Source organism: Collinsella aerofaciens, from assembly GCF_018785265.1.
Taxonomy (GTDB): domain Bacteria; phylum Actinomycetota; class Coriobacteriia; order Coriobacteriales; family Coriobacteriaceae; genus Collinsella; species Collinsella aerofaciens_AI.
Genome location: NZ_WQPK01000003.1, coordinates 18,857 through 42,231 on the forward strand (window position 1 = coordinate 18,857; position 23,375 = coordinate 42,231).

The window sequence follows — 23,375 nt, forward strand, 5'->3', positions numbered from 1 at the left end:
ACGCAGCCGGCTTTATTCAATGATTCGAAGGGTACGCCCGGGCTAGTTCGTGCCGCGGAAGCCCTTGCCGACGATTTCGGAGCTATCGACGATGGTGATGAAGGCGCCAGGGTCAATCTCGCGGGCATAGCGGCGCAGTTGCACTGCCTCGCGACGGCTCAGCACGCTCATGATCACCGTGACGCACTTGCCCGAGAAAGCGCCGTAGCCACGGCTGATCGTTGCCGTGCGGTTGAGATGCTTGACGATAAACTCCTCGACCTTAAGGGGCTCGGAGCAAATGATCGTACAGACCTTACGAAGGTGAATGCTCTCGATAGCCTTGTCGACCACAAGCGTCTTGGCAAACAGGCCAAGCACGCAGTACAGACCGACGCGCGGGCCATACAGGAAAGCCGCAATGGTCACGATGCCGATATCGACCAGCAACAGGGCACGGCCGATCTCGAGCGTCGTGCGGCGCTTGAGGATCATGGCAAGGATGTCGGTGCCGCCCGTCGAGGCGCCAATGTCAAAGACAATGGCACTGCCCAGCGCCGGCAAGATGACGGCAAAACACAGGTCGAGCCACATATCGCCCGTCATCGAAACATCCGACGGAATGAAGAGCTCAAACAGCGAGACGTAGGCCGAAAGCGCAAACGAGGCAAAGACGCTCCAAAGGATTGCCTTGCGCTCCAAAAAGATAAAACCCAGGATGACCAGGACCGCGTTGATAATCCACATAAATACGCCGACGGGCAGAGTCGGGAACAGCGTGGAAAGAATGACCGACACGCCCGAGGTGCCGCCGAAGGCAAAGTGATTGGGCGTTTTGAAAGCCACGATGGCGAACGCCGTGAGGACCAGGCCCAGATTGAGCTCGGCAAAAAAGCGCGGAAAGCCTGGTTCCTGGCTGCGCTTGCGGCCGGCGCGCTCGCCACGTTCGATATCCTCGCGACCGACAACGCGCTCCATCGGCACCACCGGAGGACGATGCATCTCCTCGGCGGCACGCGACGCCGCCTCTGCCGCAGCGGCTTCAATCGCCCATGCCTTGCTTTCGGTCTCATGTTCGTCGGCCATTACGGCAACCCCTCGTTAACAATTTGGAAACAATGCGCCCATTAGGGTAACGCGGAACGCGAAGATTGCAACCCTTAGTTAGACGAGCGGTATGCCTGCATCGGGGGCATATAGAAAACGGTCGACCGCACCTTTGCTTGCGCGGTCGACCGTTTAGCGTTTTCGCAGGTAAAACCTATCGAAACAAACCTGTCCCTATTTGGTAGGTTACTCGTGCTGGCTGGTGCGGTGCTCGTACTCCTCGGGGGTGATGACATCCTCGATGCGCAGGTTGACGCCTGCCACCTCAAGGCCGGTCATCGCGGCCAGACGCTCGGTGACGCGCGCCTTAACGTCGTCAAAGATCGCAGGCGCATAGGCGCCGTACTCGATGATGACCGAGATGTTGACGACCACGCGGTTGTCATCGGTGACCTCGACCGTCACGCCCTTGGTCAGGTTCTCGGCACCAAACTGCTCCTGCACAAAGTGCATGAGGTTGCCCTTCATGCCCAGGACGTGCGGCACCTCGCGGGTGGCCATGGCGACGATCTTCTCGATCACGCCGTTGGAATAGGTCAGCGAGTCCTCGGACTCGTCCGCCTCCTCGTCCATCTCCTCGTTGTCCTCGTCCGCATCGGACTCGGCCTCGACGAGCGCCTCGTCCTCGAGCGTCACGTCCCCGGCATCGGCGACGGCCTCATTCGCCTCGAGCTCGGTATCGGCCACATCGACCTTCGTGTTAAAAGCCATGGTTCCTCCTTATGCCTGCCGCAGATGCGACAGTCGAATACATATTAGCGGCCGCTAAACAGACGGCCGAAGAAGTTGACGATACCGTTCTCGCCGTCGCGAATCTGGCCGATCACGGCGCCAATCAGCACAAAGAATGCGATGACGAGCGTGTCCCACAGGCCCAACGTAAGTACCAGCACGGCGAGGATAAAGCCAGCCACGGCGCCGAGCGTAGTGTTGGGGTGGCGCACGGCGTAGCTCCAGATAGCAGCGCCCGTACCTTTGATGAGACCCATGGCCTCGTCAAAGTCGTTGACGGCGCTGTCGTGCTGCTCGCCGGCCTCGGGCTTGGTGTCGGCGGACTCGCCTGCTGGCGTAGCGTTCTGGTCGATCGTCAGGCGCGGCGTGCGGGCGGTCTTGTCTTGGTTGGTATCACTCACCGGAAACCTCCACGGTCTGGACGGTAGTCTTGGACGGCAAAAAACGGACGCGCGCGGTCGTGCCCGGCGTGCCGAGCATGGTGTCGCAGGCCTTCTCGATGCGCTGCTGCATCGAGGTGGCAAGGGAGGCGACGTCCTTATCATCGAGCGCGATGGCCTCGACCTTAAAACGAACGCGGGACTCGTCGGGGCCTTGAACGCGTGCCTCGATATGCTCAACCATCACGCGATCATCGCACTCCGCCGCGGCACGGGCGCACGAGGAAAGCGCTGCGAGCGTAACCTCGATATTGCGCTCCCCCGCCGGATGCACGCAGGACGGCTCGCGACGCGCGAACATCAGGCGGAAAAAACCGATGAGCACGCCAAGTGCCACGATAGCAGTACACACCGTAACGACGACGCGAGGCATGGTGTCACGCAACAGCAACATAATGCGATACGTATACGGTCCCCAGAACTGGCAGACAAGCGCACCCAGCGCCACGATGGAGGCGGCAAGATACACGATCGCTAGGGCTCGTTTGAGTACGCGCACGCGCGCTCCCTTCAGGTTTCGGTCCACAGAATGCAAAACGATTCGCATCATTATAAAAGAGCCGGGTCCGGTGCCATACGCACGCGGATCCGGCTCATCTATTCCACGAGGCTTGCATGCTCGCTTCATTATGCCCAGATATGCACGGCTTAACCCGTGCAGGCGCTACTCCTCCTCGAGGGCAGCGATGACCTCGTCGGTCATGTCCATGGTGCTGTAGACGTCCTGGACGTCGTCGAGCTCCTCGAGACGGTCGATGAGGCGCTGAACCTTCTTGGCGTCGGTACCGGAGACCTCGGTCGGGGTAGTCGGGACCATGGTGGTCTCGGAGCCCTTGACCTGGATGCCCTGCTCCTCGAGTGCCTTGGAGACAGCCATGACGTCGTTGGCAGCGGTCCAGACGATCCACTCCTCGCCAGCGTCCTCGTAGTCCTCGCCACCGGCCTCGGCGATAGCCATCATGAACTCATCCTCGTCACCGGCAGCACCGTTGGCGATCATGGTCTCCTTCTTGGCGTTCTCGTCCAAGATCTCCTTGGCGACGACGATCTGGCCCTTGCGCTCAAACTGGAAGGCGACGGAGCCGGAGGTGCCCAGGTTGCCGCCAGCGTGGGAGAAGGCGGAACGGACATCGGCGGCAGTGCGGTTGCGGTTATCGGTCAGGCAGTCGACGTAGACGGCGACACCGGCGGGACCATAGCCCTCGTACACGATGTTCTCGTAGACAGCGGCGTCGGCACCCGAACCGAAGGCCTTGTCGATAGCGGACTTGATCTTGTCCTTGGGCATGGACTGAGCCTTGGCCTTAGCAACAGCAGCAGCGAGGCTGGCGTTGTTCTCAGGCAGCGGGTCGCCGCCGAGACGGGCAGCAACGGTGATGTTGCGGCTCAGCTTGGAGAAGAGGGCGGAACGCTTGGCGTCCTGCGCGCCCTTACGATGCTTGGTTGTGGCCCACTTAGAGTGTCCGGACATACGTGTCTCCTATCGGTTTCGACCTAAAGCCCAGCGCAGATGCTCGGGCAATATAAACAAACGTCGTTATGATATACCTACTGGCCTGCGAGATAAACCCCAAAATGAAGGCGTCGTGATGATACAGCCCCTTGGTGCAAAGTAACCTGTCCCCTTTGCACCAAATTAGGACCAGAGGAGGTCGCTGCGGGTGATGGTGGCGCCGATGGCAAAGGGCATGCAGGCGATGACCGGATACAGGTAGCGCATGTAGGTCGAGCCGTTGCAGGGACCGATCAGGCACACGGCGAGCACGCCCAGCAGCGGCACCCAAATGGCCAGCCCGCGCCACGAATGACGACGTAGCAGATAGACCACCACGGCGATCATGATCCACACATAGGTGGCCGAGCTCATGGTGAGCGAGATAAACGGGATGCGCTGCACCGCCACGCGGTACAGGTTGATCAGGTGGTCGCACCAGCGCACAACCTTGCTATCGACCGGATGGAAGTCGAAGTACTTGAGGTTATCGGGCTTTGCCATGATCTCGGCACTGCGCGCCGTGCTGTAGACCCACGCATCGCGGGCACTCGGATAAAAGTAGCCGTAATAGTTATTGATGAGCGCCGAGATATAGCACTCGGGATCCTTTTTGAACATCTGGGCCCACACCTCAAAATAGGCCTTGATGTCCTCCTGCGAGGCGTACTCGTTAAAGCAGTTCTTGACGGCATCGGACTTATCTGGGTTGTAACGGCGGCCCAGATTCTCGTACTTGAGCACACGGTCGATCACGGCGCGCTCTTCGTCGGTCACCAAGCCGTCGCAAGGAGCCTCCACGACGGTGCCGTCCTCCTTAACCGTGGGATTGACGCCCGAGTTGAGGCCATCGTGCTTTTGGACGAAACGAGCCGTCTGCTGGAACGGAATCGAGAGGATTTCGCGCTTGGAACCAGGCGTGATGTCGTGCACCGGCATAAAGACCTTGGTGAAGTACATATTAGAGGCAAGGCAGAGCGCAAGCACCGCAAGAACGCCCACCCAGCGGAAACGCGGCGTGGCGCCCGAAGTCGCAGCACCAGCCTGCTTGGCTGCACGATGAGCCACATGCGCGTCCCACGCGCAAAACGCCGCCGCGATCACGCATGCCGCCAGGGAAAACACCAGGCCGCCGTTGCGCAGAAACGTGGAACCCATGGCGCCCAGAGCGAGCAGCAGCCAGTCGTGGCGCGCAAAGAGCACAGGCCTCTGTTCGCCTGCACGCTCGACATTGGCATCGCGACGGGGCAGGCCGCAGGCCACGAGCTTCACGGTCTGCACCAACAGCACCAAAAACGCGTCGGCAAACAGCACGTCTTTGGTAAGCAAGGCCGCGTAGTTGGAGAACATGGGCATAAACACAAAGAACAGCAGGATTACGCCGCGGACCGGCAGGCTCACGCCCAGCTTGCGCAGCGACGAGATGGAATAGGCCATGCAGGCGGCCGTAATGACGAACTGAGCGCAGGTGTAGATGGCAAGACCTGCGTTGGCGCTGTTGAACAGTGAAAGCCCCAGCTGGACGCACGAACCGATGATAGCCGTATGCACCACGGGGTGATGTCCGTTGAGCAGCACATTGGGATTGAGCAGACGCAGGTAGTCACTCGTGCCGTTGGGGTAGTTGAACCACTGGCGAATCTGCGCACCCGTATCTCCCATAAAAAGGCCGGGCAGCGAAGCGATGAGCGTGGGCGCCCAAGCGACCATAAGCACCAGGAAGGGCCCGGCAAAGGGATGGACCGAGAGCACGGCGTGAGCCACACGCCATACGCGGCCAAAGTGCGCTTCGGAAAACGGAATGCGCCGAGAGCTCAGCCAATCTAGACACTCAAAGGCAAGGTAGAAGGCAACGACCGCCAAGAGCATCCAGCCCGCACCGCCTATCCAGGCGCAGATGATGCGGGCCTTGTCGCCGAGCACGATCTCGGCCGAATCGGTGAGGTCGTAGCTGCGGCCAAACACCATGCAGACGGCAAAGAACAGCGACGGAAGGATCACCGAGGGACGCCAAGCGTCGCCGCGGCCAAAGAATACGTAGCGAAACGGCAGCGTGAGCAGGCAGGCAAGCGCAAGCAGCATGACCGCGTCGGTATGGCCGGCAAACGAGAGGAGCACCTCGTAGCACACGTACAGCATGCCCGAGGCTTTGGGGTCAATCGCCAAGACTGCGTTGCTCGACACCGGGGCGGGATCGATGGAAAACGCCGTGGTCGCCAACAGCGCGAGCAAAAATGCGATGAGCGTCTGCTTGGCGGGGTAGCGCTTAAACCAGACGATGCGGGCAGCGTCGCGCGCAGCCGTTGTGGAGAGGTCGGGATCCTTCACAGTCCGAAAGCCTTTCTAGAAACCTATCAAACTCGGCAAGACCACCACAAAGGTGCCTGTCCCCTTTGTGGTGGTTTTGGTGGTTAGGCGTCCAAGTAGACGCGCTGGGGGCGATTGCGGTGTCGGGCGAAGATGATGAGCGCCAGACCGGCGATCACGAGCGGCAAACTCAGCAGCTGACCCATGGTGATGACGCCGCCCAGCAGATAACCCAGCTGGGCATCGGGCACGCGCACGAACTCAACGAGAAAGCGGACGATGCCGTACCCCATCACGAACACGCCCATAAACGTGCCCTGGGGCAGTAGCGGCTTTTTGCGGCTGAGCACCTGCAAAATACAGAAGAGCACGACGCCCTCAAGAAACGCCTCGTAGAGCTGGGAGGGATGGCGCGGCATATCGCCCGCGGTGCCGCCAAAGACCACACCCCAAGGCAGATCAGTCGGTTTGCCCCACAGCTCACCGTTGACGAAGTTGGCGCAACGGCCCAGGCACAGCGCCAGCGGGGCGCCGATCACGGCAAGGTCGGCGACGGTCCAGGCGTCGAGCTTATACATGCGGCACACGATGATGCCGCCCAAGATGCCGCCCACCAAGCCGCCGTGGAAGCTCATGCCTCCCTCGTTGGTGGCAAAGATCTCGAGCGGGTGGGTCCAATAGTAGCCATCGCCGTAAAAGACGACGTAAAACAGGCGCGCGCCGATAATAAGGCCAAAGACCGCACCGACCACGACGCTCGTCAGGTCATCGATCGTGATGTCGAAGCCCCAACGACGTTGCGTGCGGTACATAACGACCGCCGTGAGCAGAGCGCCGACCACGTAGGCCAGACCGTACCAGTAGATGGTGATGGGGCCCGCCGAGATCGCGACGGGATCAAGCATATGGTAGAGGTCGTTGAGCATATCGATCCCCCTGCTCCCTACATACAAATGCGGCCGCGGGCCTTACGCTCGCAGCCGCATATTTGGGCGTAACGTCTATGCGGAGCGTACCGTCCGCAGCTTTCGCATCTTAGAACGGGGCGTACTCGTCGTACAGGTCCTCGGCCTCGCCGGAAGCATTGACCTGCTCAACGCGGGTAACGCCGGGCACGTGCTCCTTCAGGATGCGCTCGATGCCCATGGAAAGGGTTAGCGAGCTCATGGGGCAGCCGGCACAGGCGCCCTGCAGCTCCAGCTTGACGACGCCCTCGTCGTCGACGCCCACATACTCCATATCGCCACCGTCGGCCTGCAGGTTGGGGCGAATCTCTTCAAGAACCTTCTTAAGCAGCTCTTCGTTAACAGCCACAGGGGCTCCTTTCTCACAACAACGCGGGCACGCCCGCGGACAGAAGCTATGTTACTACAGCCATGTACCCGCTCACGAGCCGTCCATGCGCGCAGACGCGACTTTCACGAGTAGTCAATTTGGGACGGGGCTCTTTTGGCTGTTTTGCCGTCAGCTGGCGTTGGCACGCGCTACTGCTGAGCCTGTCCCCCGGTACCAATCTGGACATCGACGATGACCTGGCGGTAGCTGATGCCGCAGGAGTCGAGAATGCGGCGGCTGATACGGCCGTCATCGGTATCGGCATACTTATTGTCCAGGTAGACGACCTCGCCTACACCTACCTGCGCCAGGATCTTGGCACAGTCGTGGCACGGGAATAGCGTGACGTAGACTGTGGAACCCTCGAGGTCCTTGAGCGAGCCACGGTAGTTGAGCACGGCGTTGGCCTCGGCATGGACCACGTAGTTGTGCTTATCCTGCAATGGGTCGTCGCTCGTACCCCACGGGAAAAAGTCATCGTTGAGCGCCGAGGGCGTACCGTTGTAGCCCACCGAAAGGATGCGGTGGTTGGTGCTGGCGATGCACGCGCCCACCTGCGTGTTAGGGTCCTTGCTGCGGCGCTGCGCGGCAATGGCCACGCTCATAAAGAACTCATCCCAGCTAATGACGTCGCGGCGCTTGCCCGACGCGGTTTGATGAAGATCGTCCGACATGGCAGGCACCTCCGAAATCGCAATAGTTTGACCCATTGTAGCAGGTGGAAGGTAGGGGCGTTTATCCCACCGGCGCCCTCACTTTCACGCGCGGCGGGGCTTTTGGTTGATGCGGTAAAGCTCGGCGAGGCCCCGCAGCGTCAACGCGTCATCGACCGTCAGGCTATGGCCGACCAGGGCCGCAAGCGCCTCGGCATCGTCGCCGGTAATGACAATGGGCACATCGCCCTCCCCCGCGGCCTTGGTCGCACGCATCTCGGCAAGCACCATGTCGAGCATGCCGTCGATACGGGCTACCTCGCCCAAAACCACGCCCGAGCGCATGGCCTCGCGCGTGTTGCGGCCGATGACGTGTGTCGGCGCCGAGGGCTCAACCTGGGGCAGGCGCGCTGCTGCCGCCGAAAGCGAGCGGGCACCGAGGGCCAGGCCCGGCGCGATAACGCCGCCGACAAAGGTACCGTGCGCGTCGATGACCTCGATATTGGTCGTCGTGCCCAGGTCGATCACGATGCACGGCGAGCCGTAGACGGCGCGGGCTGCCACGGCGTCGGCGATGCGGTCGGGACCGATCTCGGCCGGGTCATCGTAGTGCACGGGTATGCCGGTCTTGAGGCCCGGCCCCACCGTGAGCACGCGCCCCGTGCAGGTATGGGAAAGTGCCGCCTTCCACGGGCGCTCGAGCGCCGGGACCACACAGCTCAGCACGGCAGCCGTGGGCACAAGCGCACCCGGCATGCCCGCATCGGCCGCCAGTGTGGCCATAACCTGCACGAGACGCATGCGCGCCTCGTCTGCCGTGATGCTCGACGGCGTGGTGATCTCGCACGTCGCAAGCGGACATTCCTGCGCCGCGGCCGAATCCTCGGCAAACAGGCCAAAGCGAATGAACGTGTTGCCTACGTCGACCGTCAATATATATGCGCATCCATTTTGCATCGTCGGCGCTCCTTTCGTCTGCCCAGCAGTATATCGCCTACCTAAACCAGTCATCCCAAAATGACTAGCTTGCGGCTATACTGGTGCGCGGTCGTTTGCGAGCTCACGCGGCGGCCCTTGGTAACCCGACTTCCCGCGCCGTATCCGTAGCGGCGCTCCCGGGGAAGCGGATATACGCAAAGGAGTTCTATATGAGCAATCCCTCGAGCCGCGCTTCGATGCGCGGGCAACTCACGCTGCGCGGCGTCGTCATCGGCGTCCTTGGCTGCGTGATCATCACGGCAAGCTCGGCCTATACCGCCCTCAAGATGGGCGCCCTCCCCTGGCCGATCGTCTTCGCTGCCGTCATCTCGCTGTTCTTCCTTAAGCTCATGGGCAACGCCAGCCTCAACGAGGCAAACGTCACCCACACCATCATGTCCGCAGGCGCCATGGTCGCCGGCGGTCTGGCGTTTACCATCCCGGGCGCCTGGATGCTGGGCTATGCCGACCAGATTAGTTGGCTCGACATGTTTATCGTGGCACTCGCCGGCACTATCCTGGGCCTGCTGGCCACGGCACTCATCCACCGTCACTTTATCGTGGACGCCGCGCTTGAGTTCCCCACCGGCAACGCCGCAGCTCAAACCCTGCGCGCGACCGAGGCCGGCGGCAAGACCGGCAAGCAGCTCTTTGGCTCCATGGCCATCGCCGGCATCTACAGCGTGCTTCGCGACGCTCTGGGCGTGGTGCCCAGCATGCTGTGCACGCTCAATATCCCCGGCGTGACCTTTGCCATCTACAACTCGCCCATGTTGCTGTCCATCGGCTTTTTGGTGGGCTTCGCCCCCGTCGCCTTCTGGTTTGCCGGCGCGCTGCTGGGCAACTTTGGCATCATCGTCGGTGGCACCGCTGCCGGCCTGTTCGATGTTGCGACCGCGCAGGGTATCGTCAAGTCCCTCGGTATGGGCCTTATGATGGGCTTTGGCGTCGCCGTCGTCCTTAAGGACATCCTTCCGCAGGTCGCCGGCATCGTCCGCGGCCTCGCCGCCGACAGCTCCACCGACACCGACGAGCAGTCGCTCATCTCGGGCTCCCTTAAGCTCGACGCCGGTATCATCGGCCTGGGCGCTGCCGCCATCGCCGTGATCATCGCCATCGTGCTCGACCTTGGCCCCGTTCCGGCCGTCATCGTTACGCTGTTCACCTTTGTCACCACCATCATGAGCGCGCAGAGCTGCGGCCAGACGGGCATCGACCCCATGGAGATCTTCGGCCTCATCGTCATGCTCATCGTTGCCGCCTTCGCGCAGCTCGCTCAGGTCAAGCTGTTCTTTATCGCCGGCATCGTGGCCGTGGCGTGCGGCCTTGCGGGCGACGTCATGAACGACTTCAAGGCCGGCGCCGTGCTGGGCACCAACCCGCGCGCGCAGTGGGTCGGCCAGGCCATTGGCGGCATCGTGGGCGCCCTGGTCGCCGCCGCCGTCATGGTCGCGCTCGTCACCGCCTATGGTCCGGACGCCTTTGGCCCCGACAAGAGTTTTGTGGCCGCACAGGCAAGCGTGGTCGCCACCATGGTCTCGGGCATCCCGAGCGTGCCGTGGTTTGCGGGCGGCTTTATCGCCGGCATCGTCATGTACTGGCTCGGCATTCCGGCCATGATGATCGGCCTGGGCGTGTACCTGCCGTTCTACATGTCGCTCACGGCCTTCCTGGGCTCCTGCGCTAAGCTCGCCTACGACAAGTGGGCCGCTCACCGCGACGCCGAGGCCGGTCTTTCGGACGAGGAGAGGGCTGCCAAGGACGCCGCCTTCCAGGAACAGGGCCTGGTTGTCGCCAGCGGCCTGCTGGGCGGCGAGTCTATCGTCGGCGTTATCCTGGCGTTTATCTCTGTTGGCCTGAGCCTGCTGGGCTAAACCAAACAACAACGCACCCGTGCAGAGCGCGGGGTCGGAGACCATCCGGCCCCGCGCTTTTTGTATCTGCCGAAACCCTCGGCAGTACTTGTATGTGGCGTGTCTTCCTTTGCCTGCTCGCCTAAGTTCCATGTCAAGATGACCGCCCCGCCCGCCACGGTGTAGAGTACATGCTGCGAGCGCACCCGCGTTCCTGCGGCAATACGAGGTGAACATGGAACTCGACAAACAACAGATTAAGCGATTGCGCGAGCGCCATCATCGGCGCCATGGCATCCGCCCCGCCCACAGCGAGGCTATGGAGAACGCAAACCGCTTTCTAAAGCAGGCATTCAACATTCGCGAGGGCCGCGCGCCCTATCACGTGATTCGCAAGCGCTTTGTAAACGGGGCGCGCCTGACTGGCACGCACTTATGCATCCTGATCATTGCCATGTTGATCGCGAGCATCGGCCTCGATATCGACTCGGATATCGCCATTGTAGGCGCCATGCTCATCTGCCCGCTCATGGGCTCGGTCCTTGCCATGGCATACGGCATCGCCACGCTCGACCGCGAGATCACCCTTGAGGCCGTCGCCGGCCTCGCGCTGCAGATGGTCTTTTGCCTGGTCACGTCCACGTTGTACTTTAAGCTCTCGCCCCTTGGCACCACCACGGCCGCCATCATCGACAATTCGACACCGACTGTTTGGGACCTTGCCGTCGCGCTCGCGGGCGGCTTTGCGGGTGGCCTGGGCAACTCGCGCGACCAGGAACCCGCCACGCTCATCGCCGGCGTGGCCGTGGCAACCGCGCTGATGCCGCCCCTGTGCGCGGCGGGCTATGGCATCGCCATCGCAAGTGGGTCGCTGTTTCTCTCGGCGCTTTATGAGTTTGGCATCAACGTGGTCTTTATCGCGCTGGCCGCCGAAGCCGTGCTGCTTCTATTGCGCGTGCCGCTCAAGCGCGACCTCAACGGCGACGGCATTGTGACTGCCGAGGAAGATGCCGAGGTCGACGAGCTATCACGCAAGGTGCGCCGCCGCATCATTGTGGGCACGGTAGTCTTTGCCATCCCCTGCATCGTTATGACGGCGGGCTCTATCGGCTCGGCGCAGGCCGGCGTGCAGGACGGCTACGGCGTCACCGAGACCACGCGTGAGCTCGCCGCGGTGCTACCGGGCTTTAAGGACTACACCGTCGCTGTCGAGACCTCGGCTACCGAAGGCGAGGAGGAGGGCATCGTCGAGCACGAGATTGTCGCCCATGTGACGACAGGCGAGGCGCTTGGGGCACACGACCGTCGTATCGCCCGCAAGCTCATCGACCTCAATGTGCCCGAACTCGATCGCGTGGAGTTCGATGTGAAGTGATACCGGCGCGGGATGAATGCGCGCACGGACGCAAGTTACGACGAGACGCAGACGCGATACGGACACGAGCAAACAGCGGGGTGCAGTTCACCCGCGCCCCGCTCGCTGTTTTATTGCCGTGAATCAGACGTCCGCATCGACATCGCCAGATTCCACTGTAAACGCCGGATCGGTGCTCACCAGATAAAATCGGGTCACCTTAGTATTTCTAATTAGGTAAATCTGCCCCTGATTGCGTCGGCGCGATATATACGCAACGTGAATCGTGCCGAATTCTTCGCCGTTTTCCTTCTTTAATATCAGGATGTTGGGGTCATCCGTACGCTTAAACTGCCCGTCTGTGCAGATTCCGTCTTGATCGACCAGCTGCCATCGACAGTTGTCCTCCTCAAGAAAAGCCAGGGTTTCCCGACTCGTTTTGTCATCCCGATAGTAACCATCAATGGCAAACCCTTCGGAAGCGCATTCCTGCATATAGGACGTTTCCCGGCTTATAGCAAACAGCCCTGTAGCGCCCAGGAGCACAGCCAGGCAGACCACTGCAAGGGTTATCGAAATAGCACGGCGACCCATGTTAGACCAACCGATAGTTGTTTAACGGAGCGCGAAACATACCTGGAACCTCCGATATCAGGGGGAACGTCGCCAGCAGGCTGGTGACAACTATATGCTTCTGACATCAAACCATATGGCTGCCACTCGCGGAGGGGGCATCGGTGAACGGCGTGTTTTCATACTCCATTGGTCAAACCTAAGCGCGGCCCTACAGGTCGTACTTGTACACGCGGTAGATGTGCTTTTCGGCTTCCATCTCGTAGGTGGCGATGGGCAGTCCGTAGCGGTCGTACTCGATAAAGGTCTTGGCCATGCCCGATGCCACGAGCATGCTGTTCGAATTGCCGACGCGCTGCGCACTGCTCACATAGCCCGAAAACGGCACGGCGATCTGGTCCACAAGCTCGTAGGTGCGCGCGGTCTCGTCCACCGTAAAGATGCGCCCAAACGAATGCGTGCCCTTGTTGTAGTCGGTCACCACCGCGGCGCCCAGCTGACCCCAGTCGAACTTGGGATAGCTTTCGGCCGCACCAAAGTTGTTGTCGTACAGCAGCACCTGGTAGCGACCAGTCGTTGCCGTGTCAAAACTCGGCAGATACGTCACGCTGTGCTGACCCGCGTTGAGCGAAAAATCGCCCTGGGCCTGCAGTAACTTGTCCTCAAAGCCCGAGCCGGCCCATTGCCACTCCTTTCTATTTCTGGGTCCATCTTCTCACTGCTGGCGACCAAAAATGATCCGTTTTCCTCCGTCCCCGAGGGATCATTGTTAGTACTTGAAGAAGCCCTCGCCCGAGCTTTCGCCCAGCTTGCCTTCGTCGAGCATCTGCTTGAGGACGGATGCCATGGCCTTAAAGTTGTAGGGCATCATCATCTTTTTGAGCAGCGGGCTCACCAGGCCCGGGACCTTCTGATACTGCATGACGATGTTGTAGGCCGTCTGGATACCCACGGTGTCGAATACGCGGAATGGGCCCTTGGGAGCACCAGTGCCGCGCGTCCATGCGAGGTCGATACTCTTGGGGTCACTCACGCCCGAGACATACAGGTCAAGGCCCGAAAGCAGCCACGGCACCAGCATGGAATTGAGCAGGTAGCCGTTCTTTTCCTTGTTGACGGGAAGCGCCAGCATGCGGATATCGTTGGCAAAGTCGACGAGCTCGTCGAAGTAGCGCTTGTCAGTTTGGCTCTGGGCCATGACCTCGGTCATGTTGTTCTTCCAGATGGAGTTGGCAAAGTGCAGCGACAGGTACTTCTCGGGGCGGCCGGTGTACTTGGCAAAGGTGCTCGGCAGCAGCGTAGAGGAGTTCGTTACGACGACGGTCTTTTGCGGGAGGACCGGGGCGAGCTTCTTGTAGAAGTCGATCTTTGCCTGGGCGTCCTCGGCCATGGACTCGATGACCAAGTCGGCGTCGGCCACGGCTTTGGCGAGGTCGAGCTCCGGCTTGAGTGTGGAGTAGGCACGCTCAACGGCGGCGAGCGCCGCCTCCTTGTCGAAAGGCTGGTCGCTATCGGCGATACCGGCGCACCACTCGCCCGTGCCGTCCGCCATGCCCTCGATTGCCGCGATGTACTCCTCGCGCACATGATCGATCTTGGGCTGGGTGCGGCCGATGCTGCCCTCGCTGCGCAGCCAAATCGTTACATCAAAGCCGCAGTAGGCAGCCTGAAAGGCAATCTGGCTTCCTAACACGCCGCCGCCGGCAACACAAACGGTCTTGTAGCTCATAGGAACAGCTCTCTCTTACGTAATTCCATAGATGTGTATTTATTCAACCGTAAGGGGACTGCACGCTGGGGGTGGGTTCTATAAACGGACGGTAATTTGCGGCGAACGGCTACACCTGTTCATTAACTCTCGATTTTGAGGGCATTTTTTGACGCTGCTGAACCGCTGTTTTCGGAAGTGCGGGGAAAAATCGGAGTTCGCCGACCAGACCGGCTTTTTTACAACAAAACCGCAGGTCGTGAGAGTCTAAAAAGGCGGTGTGCTCAGGAGGTTCGCGTTTTTTCCCGCACTTCCGAAATTCGAGTGCACAGAAGGCTGCGACAAAACGATTTACGCAACATATGTCCAGCAAAAACGGGTGGTAGCCGGTACGGCTACCACCCGTTTGTCTCATATCTAGCCCAAAGCAGGCCAGTTACTTCTTAATGCCGCGTCCCAGGCGCTCAGCGACCGACGCCACGGCACTCTCGTCGACCGAGCCGCAGCTCACGCAGCCATCGTGGGCACGCATCTGGCCGGTGACCTCGTCCATCGCGAGCGGCGCCACCTTCTCGAGCTTAAAGCCCTTGCCGGCGCGCATGTTTTCCTTAGCCACGCTGATCATGAGCTTAATGCGGTTGAGCTGGTTGACCTCGGATGCACCGGGGTCGTAGTCCACCGCGACAATGTTGCTCTCGGGGTGCTGGCGGCGCAGCTCCTTGATCACGGCCTTGCCCACCACGTGATTGGGCAGGCACGCGAAGGGCTGCGTGCAGATGATGTTGGGCGCACCGTGATCAATTAGGTCGAGCATCTCGGCCGTGAGCAGCCAACCCTCGCCCATGTTGTTGCACACCGAAAGCACCGTGCGAGCCTTATCGGCCATGGTGCCGATGCGCTCGGGCGCCTCAAAGCGGCGGGACTTCTCGAGCATCTCCTCCACCGGCGTGCGCATCCAGTCCACGAGCTTAATAAGCGCCTGCATACCAGCGCGCGTGGTAGCGGAGCTTCCCAACTCGTCCTTCTGCAGCTCGGCGTTGCTCATGGAGTACAGGAAGAAGTCGAGTAGGCCCGGCACCACAGCCTCGCAGCCCTCGCGCTCAATGACATCGACCACGTGGTTGTTGGCCGTGGGGTGGAACTTGACCAGAATCTCGCCGACCACGCCCACGCGTGGCTTGGTACCCTCGCCCACAAGCGGCATGGTGTCGAACGCGCGGATGGCCTCGCGGCACAACTTGGTGTAGTTGTGCCTGTTGAACTTAGGCGCCAGCTTGCGGGCGCGCGCCATGTACTCCTCGTAGAGTGCGTTGGCAGCACCGGGCGTGGCCTCGTACGGGCGGCAGCGGTAGAGCATCTGCATCATCACGTCGCCAAAGAGCACCGCGTAGACTGCCTGCTTAAGCAGCGCCGGCGTAATCTTAAAACCGGGGTTGTCCTCGCCGAGCGCCACGGCCGAAAGCGAGATCACCGGAATCTCGGGGTGGCCGCTCTCGCGCAGGGCCTTGCGGATGAGCGCGATGTAGTTGGTGGCGCGGCAGCCGCCGCCGGTCTGGCTGATGACCACAGCTGTCTTGGACAGGTCGTATCGACCGCTCTCAATGGCCTCCATGATCTGGCCCGTCACCAGGATCGACGGGTAGCAGATGTCATTGTTCACATAACGCAGGCCGGCCTCGACGGCGTCGTGATCAGTCGAGGGCAGCAGCTCCAAGTTGTAGCCGGCACCGCGGAACACCTCTTTGACCAGGTCAAAGTGGATCGGCGCCATCTGCGGGCACAGGATGGTGTAGCCCTCGTCGCGCATCTGCTCGGTAAAGGGTACCTTGGGCCACGCGGTCGAAGCGCTCTCGCGCTGAGCCTCAAACGTGTACTTGCGGCTCGCGAACGCGGGGGCATCCGTGGAGGGTGCCACCGGCGCGGCATCGCCCTGCTCGTAGGCCTCGCCCGCGGCCGTGGCCTCGGCCAAGCGCTCGGCCTCCTGGTCCTTGAGCGCTGCCATGAGCGAGCGGATGCGGATGCGCGCGGCGCCCAGGTTGGATACCTCGTCGATCTTGAGCACGGTGTAGATCTTGCCGCTGGCCTCCAGAATCTCCTGCACCTGGTCGGTGGTCAGAGCGTCCAGGCCGCAGCCGAAAGAGTTGAGCTGGATCAGGTCCAGGTCGTTGCGCATCGTCACAAAACGGGCGACGGCGTACAGGCGACTGTGGTACATCCACTGGTCAACGACGCGAATCGGACGCTCGGGCTTCACGAGATGCGCGAGCGAATCCTCGGTAAAGACCGCAAAGCCAAAGCTCGAGATCAGCTCGGGCAGGGCGTGGTTGATCTCGGGGTCGTTATGGTAGGGGCGGCCGGCGAGTACGATGCCGTGGCCGCCGTGGTCCTCGACCCACTTAAGGGCCTCCTCGCCCATGGTCTGGATATCCTCGTGGAAACGCGCATCGGCCTCAAAAGCAGCGTTGACGGCAGCATCGACCTCGGAGCGCGTAATCTTGGGACCGCGCACGCGACCGCGACCGGCTTGCGCATCGGCCACGCGGTCGACGGCGAGCACCTGGTACAGACGACGCTTGAGCTCGGTCTTGTCGTGATACGGCACAAACGGATACAGGAACTCGATGTTCTGCTCGCGGATCTCGTCGATATTGAGTGCCAACGCCGTGGGGTAGCTCATGACGATGGGGCAGTTATAGCAGTTACCGGCCGTCGGGTCCTCCTTGCGCTCCCAGCGCACGCACGGCATCCAAATGAAGTCGACATCGCGGTCGATGAGGTTCATCACATGGCCGTGGCTCATCTTGGCCGGGTAGCACACGCTCTCGGACGGCATGGACTCGATGCCCGCCTGGTAGGTCTTTTTGCTCGACTGGTCGGACAGCTGCACGCTAAAGCCCAGGCGCGTAAAGAACGCGTGCCAGAAGGGGTAGTTCTCGTACATGTTGAGTGCGCGCGGGATACCCACGGTGCCGCGCGGGGCCTCGTCGGGACTCAGGATCTCGCGGTTAAAGAGCAGCTCGTTTTTCTTTTTGAAAAGGTTGGGGGCCTCAGTCTTCTGCTTTTTGTGGCCGGCGCCCTTCTCGCAGCGGTTGCCGGTAATGAAGCGCCTACCGCCGCCAAAGTCGTTGACGGTGAGCTGGCAGTTGTTGGAGCAACGGCCGCAGCGGACATGCTTTTGCGTCACGGTGAGGTGCGCGATGTCCTCGGCCGAAAGGATGGTCGAGGTGCCATCGGCGCCGGCGCGATCGCGGGCGAGCAGGGCAGCACCATAGGCACCCATGCAGCCGGCGATGTCGGGACGCACGGCATGGACGCCGGTGAGCTGCTCAAACGCGCGCAGCGTGGCATCGGACATAAAGGTGCCGCCCTGGACGATCACCTGGCTGCCGATCTCCTTGGGGTCGCGCAGCTTAATGACCTTGAACAGAGCATTCTTGATGACGGAATAGGACAGGCCGGCCGCGATGTCGCCCACCGTGGCGCCTTCCTTTTGCGCCTGCTTGACGCGCGAGTTCATAAAGACCGTGCAGCGGCTGCCCAGGTCGACCGGGGCCTTGGCATGGATAGCGGCGTCGGCGAACGCGCGCACGTCCATGTTCATAGAGACGGCGAAGCTCTCGATAAAGCTACCGCAACCCGACGAGCAGGCCTCGTTGAGCATGATGTGCTCGATAACGCCGTCCTTGACGCGCAGGCACTTCATGTCCTGGCCGCCAATGTCCAGGATAAACTCGACGCCGGGCAGGAATGCCTTGGCGCCGCGCAGGTGAGCGACGGTCTCGATCTCGCCGGAGTCGGCCTTAAGGGCCTCGATGAGCAGTGCCTCGCCGTAGCCCGTGGTAGTCACGTGGCCGATGGTGCAGCCGGCGGGGATGTGGTTGTAGAAATCGGCCATGATGACCTTGGCCGTGCCCAGGATGTCGCCGTTGTTGTTGCCGTACCAGGTGTGCAGCAGCTGACCGTCCTCGCCCACGAGCGCGGCTTTCATGGTGGTGGAGCCGGCGTCGATACCGATGAACACGCGGCCGGTGTAGCCGTCGAGCTTGCCCTTGGGGACGACTTCCTGGTCGTGGCGGGTTTTGAACTCGGCAAAGTCCTCGTCAGTGGCAAAGAGCGGATCCAGGCGCTCAACCTCGGCGCCCTGCGTGTCGCCCAGGCTGTCGATGGCCTCGATGAGCTGCGGGAACGTGCTGAGCTTGTTGGACTCATGCGCCATGGCGGCGCCGCTCGCCACAAACAGGTGGGCGTTTTGGGGCACGATACGGTGCTCCTCGTCCAGATTGAGCGTGAGGTAGAAGCGGTGGCGCAGCTCGGAGAGATACTGCAGCGGGCCGCCCAGGAAGGCGACGTTGCCGCGGATGGGACGGCCGCACGCCAGGCCCGAGATGGTCTGGGTCACGACAGCCTGGAAGATGGAGGCAGCCACGTCTTCGGGGCGGGCACCCTCGTTGAGCAGCGGCTGCACGTCGGTCTTGGCAAAAACGCCGCAACGACTGGCGATGGGATAGATGGTGGTGGCGTTGGCCGCGAGCTCGTTGAGGCCACTGGCATCGGTGTGCAGCAGGGTTGCCATCTGGTCAATGAACGCGCCCGTGCCGCCGGCGCAGGTGCCGTTCATGCGCTGCTCGATGCCGTTGTCGAAGTAGATGATCTTGGCGTCCTCGCCGCCCAGCTCGATGGCGACATCGGTGGCCGGGATAAGGGTCTCGACGGCGCGTTTGCTGGCGATGACCTCCTGGACAAACTCCAGGTCGAGCCACTGGGACAGCAGCAGGCCGCCCGAGCCGGTGATGGCGCAGGTCATCTGGGCCGTCGGCAGCACGGTCGCAGCGCCCTCGAACAGGTCGCGGGCACAAGCGCGGACGTCGGTGTGGTGGCGTTGGTACTTGGCGTACACGATCTGGTTGTCGTCATTGAGCACGGCAAGCTTGACGGTGGTGGAGCCCACATCGATGCCCAAGTGCAGGTTGCCGCGAGCGTTCTCGGGGTTGAAGATCGCGCCTTCGGGGGCGTGGGCGGCGGCTACGGGCTCAGCGGCGGTGGCGGGCTCGCTGGTGACGGACGCCTCCCCTGCCGCGTTCTTGGCCTCGGCAACTGCCTCGGCGACCTTCTCGGCAGCCGCGGTCGCGGCCTTCTGCGCGGCGTCCACCACGGCGGGCGCGGCCTCGCGTGCGGCAGCGACCATGCGGTCCTTGATGCCCTCGACGAGTTTGCTCATCTGTCTCTCCTCTTAGTCGTTGGACTCGACGGTTGCGACGGTGTCGGCCGCATCCTCGAGCTGCAGGTTCAATAGCTTCATGCCGTATTCCGGCACGTTGATATCGATGGGTTGGCCATACAGGTCACCAGGGCGCACAAAAGCGATGACCGTCATAATGCGCGCCATGGTCTCGGGCGATTCAGAAAGGTCACGCTCAAACCAACGTTGGATCATGCCGACCTCGGCACTCACGACATAGGTGACGTAGTAGTCAAAGAAGGTGCCCAGCGCCAAACCCAAAATGCCCGTCTGTGCACGCGGCACCACGGCCTCGCGTGCGGTATCGATGATCTTTTTAATAAAGGCGGGGTCGCCGCCCGGGCCCAGCAGGGCCCCGATAAGGTCGCGATTAGCCGCAAGATAGCGAAGCAGCTCAACCGAACCGGGTGCCGGCTCGAGCTCGTCGATATTGCGGTAAAGATCGGGTAATTGAGCTGCGGTGATAAGCTCCACCCGTTCGCGAATCTCGGCAAGCAGGCCGTCCTCGATCTGGCTGATAAAGTCGGGGATATCGCGGTAGTGCGAATAGAACGTGCGGCGTGTAAGACCGGCGCGCTCGGTGAGCGACGCGACGTTAATGCGCGAAAGGTCGCCGCTTTCGGCAAGCTCGCTGGCAAGCGCCTGGCGAAGGGCACGCTGCGAGCGAAGGGACCGGCGATCGCATTTCTCGAGCTGGGACAAGCGTCCTCCTTGTTACTCAACCTGTGCGCTATTGCACAGTGCGAGTATTATTGCACACCGTGTGCATCAACACGTAAAGGCAATATTTGGAATGTGACAAAGGGCAGTCCCTTTGTCACATTATTCGATGACGGTGCGGGAGTTTTGCTTGCGCATGGTGGCGAGCATATGCTTGGGAACGGCGTGGACCATGCAACTGCCGATGGTCGCGCTCGCGGCGGCCTTGGCCGCGTCACTGCCGTTTTTGGTCGCGTAGCTATGGCGGAAGCGTTTGAGCATGGCAATGTCGTTGCCGCCGTCTCCGTAAACCGCGACCTCGTCCTCGGCAATGCCGTAGTAGCCCGCCAGCCAGGCCACACTCTCGCCCTTGTTGCACGCCACGTCCGTGATCTCGAACATCACCGGATCAAACGGCGCGTTGACCACACGGTCCGAGCGCTCGGCCAAATACGCCTTAAGGTCGCGCTCCAGCTCGGGCGAGGTCACGCGACAGTTGATCTTGCACACGTCATGACGCAGGATGTCGCCGATCGACTGATCGAAATACTGCTCCTCGTGATACCCGCCACGCGCGCGCATGCCGCGCATCACGATGCGCTTGATAGGGCTGTCCTTCTTAAAACCCGCCTGGTGCATCTCGAACGACCCGCTCGAAAACATGCCGTCGGGCGTGGAGCAGTCGAAGCAAATGTCCGGGAACGCCTTGAGCAGTTCCTCGGTAACCTGCGGGTCGATGGTCCAGGTCTTGAGCACCTCGCCATGACTGTCGCGCACAATGGAGCCGTTAGAGCAGCAGGCGTCAAGCGCCAGGCCCGTAAAGCCATGCTCGCCGATCGGCAGCGTCGAGCGTCCGGTCGCGGGAACCACATGCAGGCCAGCCTCGGTCAGCTCGCGAATGACACGGCGAATGGTCCCGTCTGCCTCGTGCAGGGCATTCAACAGCGTTCCGTCTAAGTCACTCGCAAACATCTTGATCATGGGCATGCCTCTCCTTCGTCTGCACGATATTGTAGACGAGAGCGGGCGCGTCCCAAGAGAGACGCGCCCGCTAGGCGAAAGATTGTCCTACACCGCGGCGGGGCCGTGTTCGCCGGTGCGGATGCGGATAACTTCCTCGACCGGCTCGACCCAGATCTTGCCGTCTCCAACGGCACCGGTGCGAGCAGCATTGCAGATAATCTCGACAATTCCGTCGACATGCTCATCGGCGCAAATGAGCGTGAACTGCACCTTAGGGATCGTGTTGACAAGCAACTCGTTGCCGCGCGCGTATTCCTTCCAGCCATGCTGTGCACCGCAGCCCTGCACCTGGTTGATAGTCATGCCGCGAACATCGGCAGCAAACAGCGCATCTTTAAGAACCTCAAGCTTTTCCTGGCGCACGATAGCCGTGATCTTTTTCATAATGAATTCCTCTCAATAATCAACGTATCCCTTTACATGAGACGCGGGTTTCCCAGGTGCCGCAGATTGGGTTGAAAGAGGAGCGCCGCGTACTTTTGTACGCAAGCGACGGTTTGAAACCCAAGGTGCGGTGCCTGGGGAAGCCGCTAGTCAAGTCCCGAGAAGGAGGGATACGCGCTCTCGCCGTGCTGACTCGCATCCAGGCCCAGCGCCTCGTCGGCCTCGTCCACACGCAGGCTGCCGTGGAACAGCGCCTTGACCACCGCGGCGATCACTAAATCGAGTACCAGCACAATAGCGACCGTCACCACAATGCCCAAAATCTGCGAGATGAGCAGCGACATGTCGCCCGTGTAGAACAGGCCGCCCTTACCGGTCCACGAGAGCTCCGGCACACAGAACAGGCCCGTGAGCACGCCGCCCAAGATGCCGCCGATACCGTGGCAGCCAAACGCGTCGAGCGCGTCGTCGTAGTCGAACTTGGTCTTGAGATGGCTGATGGCCAAGTAGCAGACGGGCGACACGATCAGGCCCATGACCAGCGCCGCCCACGGCTCGACAAAGCCCGCGCCCGGCGTGACCACCACAAGGCCCGCAACCAGACCGGTGCTGGCACCCACCAGCGTGGGACGACCGGTGTGCACGCACTCGACGGCAAGCCACGAGACCATACCTGCCGCACTGGCCGTCACGGTGTTGAGGATGGCGAGTGCCGCCACGGCGTCGGCCTTAAACTCGCTGCCGCCGTTAAAGCCAAACCAGCCAAACCAAAGCAGCCCGGCGCCCAGCGCCACAAACGGCACGTTATGCGGACGATAGCTCACCATGCCAAAGCCGCGACGACGGCCGAGCATTAAGCAGAGAATCAGGCCCGTGAGACCGGACGAAATGTGCACCACGTCGCCGCCGGCAAAGTCGAGTGCGCCGATGATGTCGCCGATAAAGGAGCCATCGCCGCCCCAAACCATGTGGGCGAGCGGCGCATAGACCACAAGCAGCCAAATGCCCAGGAAGACCGTCATGGCACCAAACTTAACGCGACCGGCCAGGCTGCCCGTGACGATAGCGGCGGTGATCATGGCAAACGCCATCTGAAAGGCGATGTTGATAATCTGAGGGTAGACGGCACCGTCCGCAGCATTGCCCTCGGCCGCCTGCAGCACCTGGTTGAGCACCGGCAGGCACAGAAGCTGGTCAAAGCCGCCAATAAACGGGCTGGAACCATCGCCACCGTAGGCCAGCGACCAGCCGGCAACAATCCACAGCACACCAACCAGGCCAATGGCGCCAAAGCACATAAGCATAGTGTTGATCACATTTTTGCGCCTGGACAGGCCGCCATAGAAAAACGCCAGACCCGGTGTCATTAAAAACACGAGCATGGTGCAGATGAGCATAAACGTTGTCGATCCCGTGTCGTACATTCGCTCCCCCTTGGTCGCATGAACGTTGTCGGCGCCCATAATGCGGCCGAGGGGCAACTGGTGTAGACCAGATACGGCGTTGTTAAACGCTGCGT

General features: G+C 61.4%; 19 protein-coding genes and 1 pseudogene. 2 read left to right on the top strand and 18 right to left on the bottom strand.

The window, feature by feature from the left end; all coding sequences use genetic code 11:
* Positions 1-42 precede the first annotated feature (42 nt).
* From GPK42_RS00440 to GPK42_RS00485, 10 genes are all read right to left on the bottom strand, one after another.
* Positions 43-1,065: a YitT family protein gene (locus GPK42_RS00440; RefSeq protein WP_215692734.1), complete on the bottom strand. Its 1,023-nt coding sequence runs from the start codon at positions 1,063-1,065 to the stop codon at positions 43-45.
* Positions 1,066-1,272: 207 nt separating this feature from the next.
* A complete protein-coding gene (locus GPK42_RS00445; RefSeq protein WP_215692736.1) occupies positions 1,273-1,797 on the bottom strand; it encodes an Asp23/Gls24 family envelope stress response protein in 525 nt (174 codons plus the stop codon).
* A 44-nt stretch (positions 1,798-1,841) separates the two neighbouring features.
* Entirely contained in the window at positions 1,842-2,219 is a 378-nt protein-coding gene (locus GPK42_RS00450) for a DUF2273 domain-containing protein (protein ID WP_338404301.1), read from the bottom strand.
* Entirely contained in the window at positions 2,212-2,757 is a 546-nt protein-coding gene (locus GPK42_RS00455; RefSeq protein ID WP_215692738.1) for an Asp23/Gls24 family envelope stress response protein, read from the bottom strand. The genes GPK42_RS00450 and GPK42_RS00455 overlap by 8 nt, the downstream gene beginning before the upstream one ends.
* A 165-nt stretch (positions 2,758-2,922) precedes the next feature.
* Positions 2,923-3,729, bottom strand: coding sequence for a YebC/PmpR family DNA-binding transcriptional regulator (locus GPK42_RS00460; RefSeq protein ID WP_055309449.1), 807 nt, complete (start codon positions 3,727-3,729; stop codon positions 2,923-2,925).
* A 165-nt stretch (positions 3,730-3,894) separates the two neighbouring features.
* On the bottom strand, positions 3,895-6,078 hold the full coding sequence (locus GPK42_RS00465; RefSeq protein WP_338404302.1) for a DUF6020 family protein: 2,184 nt from the start codon (positions 6,076-6,078) through the stop codon (positions 3,895-3,897).
* 83 nt (positions 6,079-6,161) lie between these two features.
* Complete coding sequence (gene lgt, locus GPK42_RS00470; protein WP_215692748.1) at positions 6,162-6,983, bottom strand: prolipoprotein diacylglyceryl transferase; 822 nt, start codon at positions 6,981-6,983, stop codon at positions 6,162-6,164.
* Positions 6,984-7,092: 109 nt separating this feature from the next.
* Complete coding sequence (locus tag GPK42_RS00475; protein WP_035137589.1) at positions 7,093-7,371, bottom strand: NifU family protein; 279 nt, start codon at positions 7,369-7,371, stop codon at positions 7,093-7,095.
* 170 nt (positions 7,372-7,541) lie between these two features.
* Positions 7,542-8,066 (bottom strand): deoxycytidylate deaminase, encoded by a 525-nt coding sequence (locus tag GPK42_RS00480; protein WP_089572276.1) that lies wholly within the window; start codon positions 8,064-8,066, stop codon positions 7,542-7,544.
* Between the two features lie 84 nt (positions 8,067-8,150).
* Positions 8,151-9,002 carry a type III pantothenate kinase gene (locus tag GPK42_RS00485; RefSeq protein WP_215692750.1) on the bottom strand — a complete coding sequence of 284 codons (852 nt, stop codon included), beginning with the start codon at positions 9,000-9,002 and terminating at the stop codon, positions 8,151-8,153.
* A 191-nt stretch (positions 9,003-9,193) separates the two neighbouring features.
* Here GPK42_RS00485 and GPK42_RS00490 point away from each other — a divergent pair, with 191 nt between their 5' ends.
* Together GPK42_RS00490 and GPK42_RS00495 are read left to right on the top strand one after the other, a co-directional pair.
* A complete protein-coding gene (locus GPK42_RS00490) occupies positions 9,194-10,897 on the top strand; it encodes an OPT/YSL family transporter (protein WP_215692752.1) in 1,704 nt (567 codons plus the stop codon).
* A 214-nt stretch (positions 10,898-11,111) separates the two neighbouring features.
* Positions 11,112-12,251 (top strand): DUF389 domain-containing protein, encoded by a 1,140-nt coding sequence (locus tag GPK42_RS00495; protein WP_215692755.1) that lies wholly within the window; start codon positions 11,112-11,114, stop codon positions 12,249-12,251.
* Between the two features lie 123 nt (positions 12,252-12,374).
* Here GPK42_RS00495 and GPK42_RS00500 read toward each other — a convergent pair whose 3' ends face one another.
* From GPK42_RS00500 to GPK42_RS00535, 8 genes and pseudogenes are all read right to left on the bottom strand, one after another.
* Positions 12,375-12,824 (bottom strand): hypothetical protein, encoded by a 450-nt coding sequence (locus GPK42_RS00500; protein WP_006234914.1) that lies wholly within the window; start codon positions 12,822-12,824, stop codon positions 12,375-12,377.
* 190 nt (positions 12,825-13,014) lie between these two features.
* A pseudogene (locus tag GPK42_RS00505) lies at positions 13,015-13,476 on the bottom strand (aryl-sulfate sulfotransferase); the annotation flags it as partial.
* Between the two features lie 96 nt (positions 13,477-13,572).
* On the bottom strand, positions 13,573-14,532 hold the full coding sequence (locus GPK42_RS00510) for a 3-hydroxyacyl-CoA dehydrogenase (RefSeq protein ID WP_215692757.1): 960 nt from the start codon (positions 14,530-14,532) through the stop codon (positions 13,573-13,575).
* A gap of 415 nt (positions 14,533-14,947) precedes the next feature.
* Positions 14,948-19,729, bottom strand: a complete 4,782-nt coding sequence (locus tag GPK42_RS00515) for a 2-hydroxyacyl-CoA dehydratase (protein WP_215692759.1) — start codon at positions 19,727-19,729, stop codon at positions 14,948-14,950.
* 12 nt (positions 19,730-19,741) lie between these two features.
* Complete coding sequence (locus tag GPK42_RS00520) at positions 19,742-20,452, bottom strand: TetR/AcrR family transcriptional regulator (protein ID WP_215692761.1); 711 nt, start codon at positions 20,450-20,452, stop codon at positions 19,742-19,744.
* A 120-nt stretch (positions 20,453-20,572) separates the two neighbouring features.
* Positions 20,573-21,430, bottom strand: a complete 858-nt coding sequence (locus tag GPK42_RS00525) for an HAD-IIB family hydrolase (protein ID WP_215692763.1) — start codon at positions 21,428-21,430, stop codon at positions 20,573-20,575.
* Positions 21,431-21,517: 87 nt separating this feature from the next.
* Positions 21,518-21,856 carry a P-II family nitrogen regulator gene (locus GPK42_RS00530; protein WP_215692765.1) on the bottom strand — a complete coding sequence of 113 codons (339 nt, stop codon included), beginning with the start codon at positions 21,854-21,856 and terminating at the stop codon, positions 21,518-21,520.
* Positions 21,857-22,002: 146 nt separating this feature from the next.
* The gene (locus tag GPK42_RS00535; RefSeq protein ID WP_252200000.1) at positions 22,003-23,280 is read right to left on the bottom strand and encodes an ammonium transporter; all 1,278 of its coding nucleotides are present in this window, start codon (positions 23,278-23,280) and stop codon (positions 22,003-22,005) included.
* Positions 23,281-23,375: the final 95 nt, after the last annotated feature.